13 protein-coding genes and 1 tRNA gene are annotated in these 12313 nt (G+C 58.8%); 8 read left to right on the top strand and 6 right to left on the bottom strand.

Annotation, left to right across the window (positions count from 1 at the left end; translation table 11 throughout):
• The first annotated feature begins 2 nt into the window (after nucleotides 1-2).
• Entirely contained in the window at nucleotides 3-1232 is a 1230-nt protein-coding gene (gene glcF, locus M5D89_RS13090; protein ID WP_248886240.1) for a glycolate oxidase subunit GlcF, read from the top strand.
• Between the two features lie 77 nt (nucleotides 1233-1309).
• Nucleotides 1310-2602 (top strand): Glu/Leu/Phe/Val family dehydrogenase, encoded by a 1293-nt coding sequence (locus tag M5D89_RS13085; protein WP_248886239.1) that lies wholly within the window; start codon nucleotides 1310-1312, stop codon nucleotides 2600-2602.
• 10 nt (nucleotides 2603-2612) lie between these two features.
• Here M5D89_RS13085 and M5D89_RS13080 read toward each other — a convergent pair whose 3' ends face one another.
• The 5 genes from M5D89_RS13080 to M5D89_RS13060 form a co-directional block, all read right to left on the bottom strand.
• On the bottom strand, nucleotides 2613-3761 hold the full coding sequence (locus M5D89_RS13080; RefSeq protein ID WP_248886238.1) for a glycerate kinase: 1149 nt from the start codon (nucleotides 3759-3761) through the stop codon (nucleotides 2613-2615).
• A 136-nt stretch (nucleotides 3762-3897) separates the two neighbouring features.
• Nucleotides 3898-4806 (bottom strand): DMT family transporter, encoded by a 909-nt coding sequence (locus M5D89_RS13075; RefSeq protein ID WP_248886237.1) that lies wholly within the window; start codon nucleotides 4804-4806, stop codon nucleotides 3898-3900.
• Between the two features lie 68 nt (nucleotides 4807-4874).
• Nucleotides 4875-5951, bottom strand: a complete 1077-nt coding sequence (locus tag M5D89_RS13070) for an NADH:flavin oxidoreductase/NADH oxidase (protein WP_248886236.1) — start codon at nucleotides 5949-5951, stop codon at nucleotides 4875-4877.
• The gene (locus M5D89_RS13065; RefSeq protein ID WP_248886235.1) at nucleotides 5948-6676 is read right to left on the bottom strand and encodes a dienelactone hydrolase family protein; all 729 of its coding nucleotides are present in this window, start codon (nucleotides 6674-6676) and stop codon (nucleotides 5948-5950) included. Before M5D89_RS13065 ends, M5D89_RS13070 begins: the two co-directional genes overlap by 4 nt.
• Before the next feature lie 72 nt (nucleotides 6677-6748).
• On the bottom strand, nucleotides 6749-7366 hold the full coding sequence (locus tag M5D89_RS13060) for a TetR/AcrR family transcriptional regulator (protein WP_248886234.1): 618 nt from the start codon (nucleotides 7364-7366) through the stop codon (nucleotides 6749-6751).
• Between the two features lie 53 nt (nucleotides 7367-7419).
• Here M5D89_RS13060 and M5D89_RS13055 point away from each other — a divergent pair, with 53 nt between their 5' ends.
• The 5 genes from M5D89_RS13055 to ubiD all read left to right on the top strand — a co-directional run bounded on the left by M5D89_RS13055 (nucleotide 7420) and on the right by ubiD (nucleotide 11762).
• Complete coding sequence (locus M5D89_RS13055) at nucleotides 7420-8196, top strand: TatD family hydrolase (RefSeq protein WP_248886233.1); 777 nt, start codon at nucleotides 7420-7422, stop codon at nucleotides 8194-8196.
• Nucleotides 8189-8938, top strand: coding sequence for a tRNA threonylcarbamoyladenosine dehydratase (locus tag M5D89_RS13050; protein ID WP_248886232.1), 750 nt, complete (start codon nucleotides 8189-8191; stop codon nucleotides 8936-8938). The genes M5D89_RS13055 and M5D89_RS13050 overlap by 8 nt, the downstream gene beginning before the upstream one ends.
• A gap of 63 nt (nucleotides 8939-9001) precedes the next feature.
• Nucleotides 9002-9394 (top strand): SCP2 sterol-binding domain-containing protein, encoded by a 393-nt coding sequence (locus M5D89_RS13045; protein WP_248886231.1) that lies wholly within the window; start codon nucleotides 9002-9004, stop codon nucleotides 9392-9394.
• A gap of 5 nt (nucleotides 9395-9399) precedes the next feature.
• Nucleotides 9400-10266 carry a phosphate/phosphite/phosphonate ABC transporter substrate-binding protein gene (locus M5D89_RS13040; protein WP_248886230.1) on the top strand — a complete coding sequence of 289 codons (867 nt, stop codon included), beginning with the start codon at nucleotides 9400-9402 and terminating at the stop codon, nucleotides 10264-10266.
• Between the two features lie 23 nt (nucleotides 10267-10289).
• Nucleotides 10290-11762, top strand: a complete 1473-nt coding sequence (gene ubiD, locus M5D89_RS13035) for a 4-hydroxy-3-polyprenylbenzoate decarboxylase (RefSeq protein ID WP_248886229.1) — start codon at nucleotides 10290-10292, stop codon at nucleotides 11760-11762.
• 16 nt (nucleotides 11763-11778) lie between these two features.
• Here ubiD and M5D89_RS13030 read toward each other — a convergent pair.
• A tRNA-Gly gene (locus M5D89_RS13030) sits at nucleotides 11779-11852 on the bottom strand.
• A gap of 106 nt (nucleotides 11853-11958) precedes the next feature.
• On the opposite strand from M5D89_RS13030, the gene M5D89_RS13025 reads away from it, so the two are divergent.
• Entirely contained in the window at nucleotides 11959-12261 is a 303-nt protein-coding gene (locus M5D89_RS13025; protein WP_215872020.1) for an ArsR/SmtB family transcription factor, read from the top strand.
• Nucleotides 12262-12313 lie beyond the last annotated feature (52 nt).

Below are 12313 nucleotides of genomic sequence, written 5' to 3'. Positions count from 1 at the left end.
CGATGCAAAGCGAGATCGCCAGCCAATTTCGCCAGGATGTAGACATTGATGAGGCCGAGGGCATCCTGCGCAGTTGCGTCCACTGTGGCTTTTGTACTGCTACCTGTCCTACCTATCAGGTGCTTGGGGATGAGCTGGATGGCCCGCGTGGGCGTATTTATCTGATCAAAGATTTCCTGGCAGGGCACGAAACGAGCGCGGAAACCCGGGAACATCTGGATCGCTGCTTGCTCTGTCGTGCTTGTGAGACGACCTGCCCGTCGGGGGTTCGCTACGGACGACTGGTGGAAATCTCCCGTCGAGAGATGGATCGACAATTGCCCCGCCCCGCCGCGGATCGGCTCAATCGGGCCTTGATGCGGCAGGTATTCCCCTATCCACAGCGCTTGCGGCCCTTGTTGTGGCTCGGTCAATCGCTCAAGGACATTTTGCGCGACGATTGGGCACGGCGCATCCCTGCTTGCCCAGATCAGCCTGGAGAACGCTCGTCGCCAGTACCAGAGCGCCCCCGCGTGCTACTCCTCGCTGGCTGTGTACAAAGCGTCAGCACGCCAAACACCAACGCAGCGCTCAAAGCCATCCTCGATCACCTCGGCATATCCTGGCGAATTGCGCCTGCGGCCGGGTGTTGTGGCGCCCTGAGCATGCACTTGGGCGCGGAAGAGGAGGCGTTGGGGTTCATGCGCCGCAATATCGACGCCTGGTGGCCGTGGGTAGAGCAGGGGGCCGAGGCAATCCTGATCAGTGCCAGCGGCTGTGCTTCCATGTTGAAAGACTATGCCCAGGCCTTGCGCCACGATGCGCAGTACGCCGCCAAGGCCGAGCGCATTTCTGCCTTGGCGCGCGATCCCGGAGACTGGCTCTTGGCGGCTGGCGCCGATTGGCGGTTTTCCGGGCAGACCCGCGCCCGGGTTGCTCTGCACAACCCCTGCTCCCTGCAGCATGCCCTGCGCTTGCACGGCCAGATCGAGGGACTTCTGCGAGCCGCTGGTTATCAGTTGCTTCCCGTCGCTGATGGGCATCTCTGTTGTGGTTCAGCGGGTAGTTATTCCTTGCTCCAGCCACAAATGGCAAATGAATTGCGCACCCGCAAGCTCAGGAATCTGCAGGCCGCTGAACCTGAGGTGATAGCTACTGCGAATGTCGGATGCCAACTCCACTTGCAGCAGGAGGCGGCGGTTCCTGTGCGCCATTGGCTGGAGTTGTTGGCAGAGGCCGTCTCGCAGGAATAAAACACGTATTTCCAGCATTCCGCACAATGCATCTTGATGTAGGCTATAATGAGTAAAAACGACGCGGAGAAATGCCATTGACTTCCAACGAAATACTAGTCTCACCCCTGTCTTATATTCGTTCCCATTCCACCAGCCCCTGGCAGACCTATTTATCACAAATTGAATCGGTATTGCCTTATTTGGGCGAATTATCGCGCTGGGTAGAAACCTTGCGCCACCCCAAACGCGCCTTGATTGTCGATGTGCCCATCGAGTTGGACGATGGGAGCATCGGTCATTTTGAGGGCTTTCGTGTACAACACAATCTGGCGCGTGGCCCGGGCAAGGGGGGTGTGCGGTTTCACCCGCAGGTGACCTTGGAGGAGGTCATGGCACTATCTGCGTGGATGACCATGAAAAACGCTGTCGTGGATCTACCCTATGGCGGCGCCAAGGGCGGCATCCGGGTGCAGCCGAATATGCTGTCCGCCAAGGAACTCGAGCGTCTCACCCGGCGCTATACCAGTGAAATCGGCATTATCATTGGGCCACAACAAGACATTCCGGCTCCCGACGTCAACACCAACGCGCAAATCATGGCCTGGATGATGGATACCTATTCGGTCAATGCCGGCCATACCATCCCCAGTGTGGTGACCAGTAAGCCGCTGCAGCTTGGCGGGTCAGTGGGGCGGGAAGAAGCCACGGGCCGTGGTGTCTTCATCACCGGACGTGAGGTGGCTCGGCGCCTGAAGATGCCTTTGCAGGATGCGCGTGTTGCAGTGCAGGGGTTTGGCAATGTGGGGGCGATCGCAGCAAAGCTCTTTGTAGAGGCGGGCGCGGTCTTGGTTGCAGTGCAAAATTCTTCAGGCACGGTCTATGCCGAGGCTGGCCTGGACGTAGCTGCGTTGCAGACACATTTGGCAAGGGGTGGCAGTCTGGCAGATTTTTCGTCGGCAGAGGTTCTGGCGGCGGAAGATTTTTGGAAGGTGCCTTGCGACATTCTCATCCCGGCGGCGTTGGAAGGACAGATCACCGCGGAGCGGGCACGTTCGATTTCGGCAAGACTCATTCTGGAGGGTGCAAATGGCCCTACGTTTCCGATAGCGGACGATATTTTTGCCGAGCGGGATGTCGTGGTGGTGCCGGATGTTCTCTGCAATGCTGGTGGTGTGACAGTCAGTTATTTTGAGTGGGTGCAAAACCTGTCCAGCTTTTTCTGGAGTGAGGATGAGGTGCACGCGCAACTCGAGAAGATCCTGACCGGTGCCCTTGGCCATGTCTGGGACACTGCCAAACGACTCAAGATCAGCCTGCGTACGGCTGCTCTCGTGGTGGGATGTGAGCGCGTCTTGACCGCTACCACACAGCGCGGTCTATATCCCTAGACGGGGGTAGTCAGGGACGCCGCAGTTCCATGCCGAGATCTAGCAAGCGGGCGGTATTCTGTGCCGTTTCCCGAAGGTGCGCCGCACCCGCAGCAAAGAGTTCTGCCTCCGCGCCCAAGCCGGGCAGGCTGGTGACGATGACGCTGATGCCAGCCTCCCGCAGGGTATCGGGGTTGCCTGAGCGGGAGCCAGCGAGGACGATCAGGGGTTTGCCCAGTTCTCTGCAGATTTGCGCCACCCCGGCGATGGTTTTTCCATGAAGTGTCTGCGCATCTACGCAACCCTCACCACTAAGAACCAGATCAGCGTCCGCAATCTTCTGGCGCAGGTTCAGCAGATCGGCCAGCACCTCAATGCCCGGTCGTAACCTGGCCCCTAAGAAGGCGAGGCAGGCGGCGCCAACGCCGCCGGCCGCACCGCTCCCGGGAATCGAGTTGACGCATATGCCACTCGCCTGCTCCAGATGGTCGGCATAGTTTGTCATCCCGGCCTCCAGGGAGGCGAGCATGGTTGCGTTCGCTCCCTTTTGTTTTCCAAACATTCGGGTAGCGCCAGACTCTCCGAGCAGGGGATTATCGACATCACACATTACTTCGATCGCGCAGTGTTGCAGGCGCGTATCCAGTTGTTCGGTATCGATCTTTGCTACCTTTTCGAGGGCGGCGCCGGAAGCGGTGAGCAGATGCCCGGAGTCGTCGAAAAAACGTAAGCCCAGAGCAGTCAGCAAACCCATGCCGCCATCATTGGTAGCACTGCCGCCGATCCCCAGGATGATCCGCGTGCAGCCCATGTTCAGAGCGGCGCGCAAAAGCTCTCCGGTTCCCGTGCTGGAGCTGCGCAAGGGATTCCGTTCTTCAGCACGCAGGAGCAGCAGACCACTGGCCTGCGCCATTTCAATCAAAGCGGTACGCTTCCCGTCCAGCAAGCCAAATTCAGCCGAGATTTCCCGTCCGAGGGGATCCTGCACGGTTGCTACCACTCGTCTTCCCGGCATGGATTGCAGAAGCAAATCCAAGGTGCCTTCGCCGCCGTCGGCCAAGGGAAGCAACTGGTACTGCCAATGCGGAAAGATGGTGGAAAAGCCTGCGTGCATTGCCTCCGCTGCTTCCCCTGCGCTGAGGCTACCTTTGAAATGGTCGGGTACGATAAGAACGCGCACGGATTGCCTCCGAGGGTCAAGAAGCACGGCTACAGGTCAAAAGACTCACCAATCAATCAGGTGTACCGCAGCACGGGGCGAGTAGCAACTATCGATGCGAGGCAGGATGCCAGCACCAGTTCCAGTGACCCCGCCATTACTCCTGTGCTGGGAGAGCAGTACTGTGCTCCTTCGGCTGCAGATGCTGCCAACTGACCAGGAAGAGGGCAGAGAAAATACCGGCCATTCCGATGCCTTCCCAGATGTCTGGCTGCTCGCCGAGCTGTAACCAGGCGGCGAAGACGCCGATCAAGGGGGCCAGGAGTGTGGCGATGCCGGCGACTCCAGAGGGCAGGTGGCGCAGGGCAAAAAGCCAGAGCACATAGGCCAGGGCCGTGCCGGGGATGGCGTTGTAGGCCAGCGCCGCGACAAACGGAGCGGTCCAATGCACTCGCCAGCCTTCCAGCAATAAGGCGCCAAACAAGAGCACGACACCGCCAATGGAAGCTTGCCAGAAGGTGGCATTGATCAGATCCTGCCCCTGAGGCACGTAGCGTTTGTGCCAGATGGCGGAGGCGGCCCAGGAAATCCCTGAGAGGATGGCGAAAAAAGGCCCTTGCCAGGGCGCAGATTCGGCCTTCCAGGGCTCCAGAATGATCAACAAACCGATGAGGGCGAGAAGCAAGGCGGGAATCTGTAGACCATGCAGGCGTTCTCCCAGCACCGGCCAGGCAAACAGCATCAACCAGATGGGCATCATGTAGACCAGGATCGCCGTCTTGCCCGCTCCCGCATATTCCAATGCAAGCAAAGTGGCGCCGACGAAGCCGGTGCTTTGCAAGAGTCCGTAGGGCAGGATATAGCGCAGGGGTGGAAGGGCGAGGGATCGCTTCTGTAACAACAGAAACAGCAACAAGATTGGTGCACTGAACAGCACCCGCAGAGCCGCAAACAACAGTGGCGCACTGTCTTGCAGGGCAACTTTCATCACTACCCAGTTGTAGCCCCAGATCAACGCCAGCAGGAAAATTGAGGCAAAAGCCAGCGTCGTTTCACGAGAACGCATTTGTGGGGTACCTTTTTCGAAAAGCAAAACCGGGGAGACGACGCTCCCCGGTTACGATCATCGGTGGATTAGTGGACAGGCTTGGCGCGATCGTACTGCGGTGGCCAACTCCAGTCCACGCCCAACATTTGCGCGGCCTGAAGTGGCCAGTAGGGATTGCGCAGCAGCTCACGCGCCAAAGCCACGGCATCCGCTTGGCCGGTTAGCAGGATTTGCTCGGCCTGCATCGGTTCGGTGATCAAGCCTACCGCAACCGTTGGGATCTGCACTTCCTCGCGGATTCGTTGCGCAAAGGGGACCTGAAAGCCTGGTCCGGCAGGGATCTGAGCATCGGGTGTCATTCCACCACTACTGCAATCGATCACCTCCACCCCAATCTTTTTCAGCTCTCGCGCCAGCTGCACGGACTGTTCGATATCCCAGCCACCGTCCACCCAATCAGTAGCGGAAATGCGCACCCAGAGCGGGAGCTCTTCGGGCCAGATGGCGCGTACTGCACGTGCAACTTCGAGGGGGAAGCGGAGGCGATTGTCCAGGCTGCCACCGTACGAATCCTGCCGTTGATTGCTGATTGGCGAGAGAAAACTGTGCAGGAGATATCCATGCGCCATGTGCAGTTCAAGCACCGAAAAGCCCGCCGCGCGGGCCCGCTCTGCCGCGGCGACAAAATCCTCGCGAATCCTGGCGAGATCGGCCGTGCTCATTTCCTGCGGCGTGGTATGTTGCGGGCTGAAGGGTAGGGGGCTGGCCCCCACGGGTTGCCAGCCACGCTCTGCCTCGGGAGCGATGGGCGCACCACCACGGAATGGCGCCGCGGTGGACGCCTTGCGCCCGGCGTGGGCAATCTGAATAGCCGCCACCGCGCCCTGATCTTGGATGAACTGAACGATGGGTCGTAGGGCGTCAGCCTGCGCGTCGTTCCAGATGCCGAGATCATCGGGGGAGATTCGCCCTTCCGGACTGATAGCGGCGGCCTCGACCATGACCATGCCGGCACCGCCTACTGCGCGGCTGCCGAGATGCACCAGATGCCACTCCCTCGCGATGCCATCGGGAGTCGAGTACTGGCACATGGGCGCCATGATGACGCGGTTGCGCAGGGTGACGCTGCGCAGCTGCCAAGGCTGGAACAGCAGCTTGCTCACTGATCGCCTCCCAGATGCTGTGCAAACGCCTGCAGGGTAATCTGCCAGGCCTCCGCTGCTACCTCTGGCCGATAACTGTCGCGCCGGTCGCTGAAGAAACCATGTGGCGCTCCGGGGAAAACACTCAGGTTATAGCGTTTTTTGGCGCCGCTGAGGGCTGCTACGATGCGGGCGTGTTCGTCTGGCTGAATGGATTGGTCTTCTGCCCCATAGAGCAAGGTGAGGGGAGCCTGCATGGCGGGTACATGTTCCAGCAACGCTGGTCTGCCGGCAGGATCGGATTCTGGCGCAATGCCACCGCCATAGAAGGCAACGGCCACGGCGATGTGTTCGGCAAGCGCCGCATTGGCAAGGAAGGTATAACGCCCGCCCATGCAGAAGCCTACGACGCCAATCTTTCCTGGGGCGATTTCGGGACGTTGCTGCAGCGCGGCAATCGTGGCCTTGGCCTCGGCCATGACGGGTTCATCCTTGAGGGTGCGCAAGTGTCCGATCGCATTCTGGAAGTCGGTATAGTCGTAAACGTTACCGTGGTAAATATCGGGGACGATTGCGGCGTATCCCTCCTGCGCCAAGCGTTGTGCGACTTCCTCGAAGTGTTCGTTGACGCCGAATGCCTCGATGAACACCAAGATCAGTGGAAATGGCCCATTTCCAGAGGGACGCGCGTAATAGGCGCGAAGGTCGGAAGAGACTTGCAACCATTCGGATTGGATTTGCGACATATGCATGTACTCCTGGGCGGGGAAAAGACGACAAGAGGATACCGACCAATCGGTATCTACGCAAATCCGCGCTCAGTGACCGAGGGTGTCGAGGTAATGCAGGAGTTGGCCGAGGCAGGTTTGATAGCTGTGCAGGGACTGTGCATTCTTCCCTAGGCCCACACAACCCTCGATCGCGGCAACCAAAAAGAGGGCAGCGTCTCGCGGGACGATGTCGGCGCGGACATTACCATGTGCCCGCCCGCGCGTGAGCGCTTCGGCGATGACCTGAATCCATTGATCGAGGATCTTCTGCAGTCCTTGACGAAAGTTTTCGTCCAAGGGGCTCATTTCCTGGATCAAATTGTTCAGGGGGCAGCCGTAGCGCAGGAGACGTTCGTCCGCAGCATCAATCTTTTCCGCCAGCAGTTGCCGCAAACAGGCCACCGGGTCGGAAGTGCGCTGCAACGGCGCGAACCAGCGCTCCGCCAGTTGTGGTGCAATGACGTCCTCGATGACCGCCAGCCCCAGCTCCTGTTTGGTGCCAAAATGGTGGTACAGTGCGCCTTTGCTGACGGAGGTTTTCGCCAGAATGCGATCCAGGCTCGCTGCTTGAAAACCACTTTCGAGGATTTCGTTGTACGCAGCCGCAAGCAGATCGATACGGGTCTGCTCGGGGTTTCGAAGTTTTCGCGTTGCAACGGGATTCATAACCGTATAAATACCTACCAATCGGTATCTTGTCAAATGTTGGGATAGGCAAATTGCTGATCGACAGCCATTGTCACCTGGATCACGAAGAGTTTTGCAGCGATCGCGCTGCTGTACTTGCGCGTTCGCGCGCCGCCGACGTGAGCGCGTGGGTCGTTCCGGGCTATAGCCCAAAGCATTGGTGTCGTCTGCAATCCCTGGGGCGAGAGGAAAATGGCGTGGGGATCGCCTTCGGTGTGCATCCGCTGTTTCTCGACGACCTCGTGGATGCAGACTGGTCCCGTCTGGAGCAATTACTTGGCCATGCGGTGGCTGTGGGGGAGGTTGGCTTGGATCAGGGGCCGGGAGCGCCGGCCTTGGAGCGGCAACTACCCGTTCTGCAGAAACAGTTGGAGATGGCACGATCCCTACGCTTGCCGGTGATCCTCCATGCCCGCGGGGTAACGGAGGTTCTGCTGCAAACGCTGCGTCCATGGGCGCCGATCGATGGGGTATGGCATAGCTTTTCCGGTAGTCCGGAACAGGCACAGAAGGCCATACAGATGGGTTTGTGCCTGGGCTTCGGCGGTGCTGTCACCCATCCGCGAGCAGTGCGGCTGCAGCGTGTGCTGCGCTCCTTGCCGGCGCAGTCCTTGCTCTTGGAGACCGACGCCCCTTTTCAGTCCGGCAGTTCTCACCGTGGGCAACGCAACGAGCCTGCCTACCTGAGCGAAATCGTAGACTTTGTGGCTGACTTGCGCGGCGATTCCCGCGCTGGTTTGGCAAAAATTTGTTATGACAATACGCTGCGCGCATTTCCGCGCCTGGAGCAGGTACTTTCCGATGTTTGATGATGCCTTTGAACGAACCCGCATTCTGGTAGGTGACGACGGCTTGGCCCGCCTCGCCGACGCCCATGTCTTTCTCGCTGGCCTCGGTGGGGTTGGCGCTTATGTCGCCGAAAACCTTGCCCGTGCGGGGGTCGGGCAGCTGACCTTGGTAGACCATGATTGTGTTTCCGGGAGCAACCTGAACCGACAACTGGTGGCTCTGCACAGTACCCAGGGAATGCCCAAGGTTGAGGTCATGGCAAGACGTATCGCGGACATTGCGCCAAATTGCCGGGTAACGACGCAGCAGACCTTTCTGCAGGCGGGCAATGTGCAAGCGGTGCTGCGGGACAGCGCTGCGACAGTGTTGGCGGATTGCATTGACGCCATTGCCTGCAAAGCGGCATTGATTCAGGCCGCCCAGGGTCTCGGAATGGCGATCTACTCCAGCATGGGGGCCGGAAATCGTCTGGATCCTGGTCAGGTCCGTTTGGCACGTCTGAATCAGACGGAGGTTTGTCCATTGGCGCGGGAACTGCGGGGACTACTCCGCCATGCGGGTGCGTCTCTGGATCTGTGGGCGGTGTACTCGCGAGAGCAACCCCGTCCGACCGCGCCGCGCGCGACCCCGGACGCTGGTCCGGGGGGGCGCCCCAAAACCGTGAATGGCACGATTTCCTACATGCCGGCGATTTTTGGTGTCCATTTGGCAGGGGCGATCTTGCAGCGACTTTTGGCAGGAACAGAGAACTCGGCTAACTAGACTCGACAACAGGCAAGAAAGTCTGATTGTAAATTATTATATACTGATATGATGGAGGATCCTATGTCCCCAAAATTTATGAGTACGGAGTGGATTCGTCTGGTGGGTAAGCAGTGGGACACCCATCCAGAGATTCAAAAGGATCTCAAGAATTTTAATGCGACGTGGGAGTATTATATCGAGGACCGGCCAGACATCCCCCATGTAATGCTATTCTGTAAGGCAGGCAAGGTGATTTATGCGGGTCCATCTGATGGGCGGCGCCGAGATTTCATCATGTGGGCAACCATGGAAAACTGGCAAAAAATACTTTCTGGCGAGGTTTCCGGCAAAACTGCGCTGATGAGTCGGAAGTTGAAGTTCAAGGGATCAATGATGACCGCAATGAAATATATGACTCCATTCAATATTCATTTGAATATTTTGGGTGAGATTCCCGTGGACTTTGATCTGTAGTGCGTATGGAAAGTACATCGGAGAAAAAGTCCTTCGGCTTTACCGTAGATCCCAACTATTCGGGGAAAAATCTTCCCGGCTGGTTTCTGATGAACACGTACCTGCAACGCCACTTGCAATGTAGTCTGCATTTTGTGCCCCATGAAACCTTCGAAGATGGGCGCCGGGCCGTCTTGCAGGGAGGTTTTGATCTGGTCTATGCGAATCCCTTTGACTGGGTTCAATATGTTACCCAGAGGGATTTCATTCCGGTAGCGAAGCCGAAAGAGCACTACGATGAGGTGCTCCTCTGTTCCCGCCGTGATTCTGGCCTCACCAATGTGGCCAGTCTGCCCGAGCGCATCCGCATTGCCTCGGCGAGTGACGCTACCCTGGTGCATATGGTCGGCCTGTTTTTGCTGGATAAAGCAGACATTGACCGAGCGCGTCTGGATTTCACCTTTACCGGTAGCTATCAGTCGGCGCTGAAGAGTCTGCTACAGGGGCAAGTGGACCTTGCCTTTGTGTTCAATGAGGTCTTCGAGGGCGCCAGCCGCATCACCCGGGAGAGTCTGCGCATCATCGCCCAGTCGGATGACGCCTTCGCGTTCCACGCCTTTTGTGTCTCGCCGCGCATGGCGCAGTTTGCTGCGCCGTTGGGCGCAGTCCTTGCCGCCATGGGTCACGATCCGGCTGGTCAACGCCTGTTGCAAGACATCGGATTTTCTGGGTTTTCTCCGGTCGAAGAAGAGGAGGTCGCTTGCCTCACCGCCCTTGCCGAGGAATACATCAGTGGTCATGAGGCCATCGATCTACGGGCCACCTCGAGCCTGCAGATCGATGACAGCGCCTTTGTGGTGGCGCGGGAAGAGCCCGGCGACGGGACAAGCTAGGCGCGATTCGCTACTATCCGCGCATGAGCTACATCGATCTGCGCGCCTTTATCGCTGACCTGGAACGCCGTGGTGAACTGCGGCGCCTCTCCCAGCCCATCTCCCCCGTCCTGGAAATGACCGAGATCTGCGACCGTACCTTGCGGGCGGGCGGTCCGGCGATATTGTTCGAACGCCCCAGCGGTTTTGACATTCCGGTGTTGGGCAACCTCTTCGGTACCACTCGCCGGGTGGCCCTGGGGATGGGCGGCGAATCCCTGCAGGACCTGCGCGACATCGGTCATCTCTTGGCCTATCTCAAGGAGCCCGAGCCCCCCAAGGGGCTGCGCGATCTGTGGGCAAAGCTACCCACCCTGCGCAAGGTCCTTTACATGGCGCCGACGGTGCTCTCCCGCCCGCCCTGTCAGGAAGTCGTCTTGCAAGGGAAGGAGATCGATCTCGGGCGCTGGCCGGTGCAGACCTGTTGGCCAGGGGATGTCGGGCCGCTGATGACCTGGGGCCTGACCATCACCAAAGGCCCCCTGAAAAAGCGGGCCAATATGGGGATATATCGCCAGCAAGTGATCGGCCCCAATCGTGTGATCATGCGCTGGCTGGCGCATCGGGGTGGCGCCCAGGACTTGCGCGAGTTTCAGCGCCAGAATCCCGGTCAGCCCTTTCCGGTGGCGGTGGCTTATGGGGCGGACCCGGCCACCATTCTCGCCGCCGTCACCCCTATCCCCGATACGATTTCCGAGCATCAGTTTGCGGGCCTGCTGCGCGGCGGCAAGACGGAACTGGCCAATGCCCTGACTGTCCCCCTGCAGGTCCCGGCACGGGCGGAACTGGTCCTCGAAGGGCACATTTATCCTGATGATTTTGCGGTAGAAGGGCCCTACGGCGATCATACGGGCTACTACAACGAGACCGAGCGCTTTCCGGTCTTCACCGTGGAGCGCCTGACCCATCGGCAGAATCCCCTCTATCACAGCACCTACACGGGGCGCCCGCCGGATGAGCCGGCCATCTTGGGCGTGGCGCTGAACGAAGTCTTCGTCCCGCTGCTGCAGAAGCAGTACCCGGAGATTCTGGATTTTTACCTCCCCCCCGAGGGCTGCTCCTATCGCCTGGCGGTGGTGCGTATTCGCAAGGGCTATCCCGGGCACGCCAAGCGAGTGATGTTTGGGGTCTGGGGATTTTTGCGGCAGTTCATGTACACCAAGTTCATCATTGTGGTGGATGAAGACGTGGACGCCCGTTCCTGGCAGGACGTGATTTGGGCCATGACCACCCGCATGGATCCGGTGCGCGACACCTTGATGGTGGAAAATACCCCCATCGATTACCTGGATTTTGCTTCGCCGGTCGCCGGCCTGGGCGGCAAGATCGGCTTTGATGCCACCAACAAACTTCCGGGGGAAACCCAGCGCGAGTGGGGTACCCCAATCCGCATGACGGAAGAGGTCAAGCAGCGTGTGGACGAGATTCTCGGAGGGCTGGAGAAGCCGTTGTTCTGAAAAAATCGCAGGAATTTGGAGCGGGTGATGGGAATCGAACCCACGTCATGAGCTTGGGAAGCTCAGGTTCTACCATTGAACTACACCCGCGAATGCTCCATTCTATAGAAGAAAGTCGAGAAAAGGCAAGGCGTGGTCTAGGTGCCCGGCTGGCCGCCTGGGTCCATACAGAATGCTGACGATTAGAGGATGAAGAATGGAAGAACTACCCACCCGCGAAGAAGACATTGAGCAAGCATCGCGCTCGCTCAAGGCCATGGCCCACCCGTTGCGCCTCAAGGTGCTCTGCGTTCTCGGTTCGGAAGAGATGAGTGTGCAGGATATCGTGGCGGCCGTTGGCACGACGCAGAGCAACATTTCTCAGCACCTGGCGATCTTGCGGGAAAAAGACATCCTCAAGGCCCGCAAGGATGCCAACAAGGTCTATTACCGGGTTGGTGATCCCCGTACTCTGCGTCTGATTTCGATGATGAGCGAGGTGTTCTGCAGTATCCACTGACGGGTGCTTCTCTCGGAAAGAATATTATCATATACTGATTATCTTTGGCGCC

The sequence above is a fragment of the Acidithiobacillus acidisediminis genome (assembly GCF_023277115.1).
Classification (GTDB): Bacteria; Pseudomonadota; Gammaproteobacteria; order Acidithiobacillales; family Acidithiobacillaceae; genus Igneacidithiobacillus; species Igneacidithiobacillus acidisediminis.
Note: the sequence above shows the minus strand (reverse complement) of the source record. Positions and strands in the feature narration are given on the sequence as shown.

What these genes read in the sequence shown, in the direction of transcription:
- glcF (WP_248886240.1), top strand. Translation starts at nt 3, where the DNA reads ATGCAAAGCGAGATCGCCAGCCAATTTCGCCAGGATGTAGACATTGAT.
- M5D89_RS13075 (WP_248886237.1), bottom strand. Translation starts at nt 4,806, where the DNA reads ATGCGTTCTCGTGAAACGACGCTGGCTTTTGCCTCAATTTTCCTGCTG.
- M5D89_RS13065 (WP_248886235.1), bottom strand. Translation starts at nt 6,676, where the DNA reads ATGTCGCAAATCCAATCCGAATGGTTGCAAGTCTCTTCCGACCTTCGC.
- M5D89_RS13060 (WP_248886234.1), bottom strand. Translation starts at nt 7,366, where the DNA reads ATGAATCCCGTTGCAACGCGAAAACTTCGAAACCCCGAGCAGACCCGT.
- M5D89_RS13050 (WP_248886232.1), top strand. Translation starts at nt 8,189, where the DNA reads ATGTTTGATGATGCCTTTGAACGAACCCGCATTCTGGTAGGTGACGAC.
- M5D89_RS13045 (WP_248886231.1), top strand. Translation starts at nt 9,002, where the DNA reads ATGTCCCCAAAATTTATGAGTACGGAGTGGATTCGTCTGGTGGGTAAG.
- M5D89_RS13040 (WP_248886230.1), top strand. Translation starts at nt 9,400, where the DNA reads ATGGAAAGTACATCGGAGAAAAAGTCCTTCGGCTTTACCGTAGATCCC.
- ubiD (WP_248886229.1), top strand. Translation starts at nt 10,290, where the DNA reads ATGAGCTACATCGATCTGCGCGCCTTTATCGCTGACCTGGAACGCCGT.
- M5D89_RS13025 (WP_215872020.1), top strand. Translation starts at nt 11,959, where the DNA reads ATGGAAGAACTACCCACCCGCGAAGAAGACATTGAGCAAGCATCGCGC.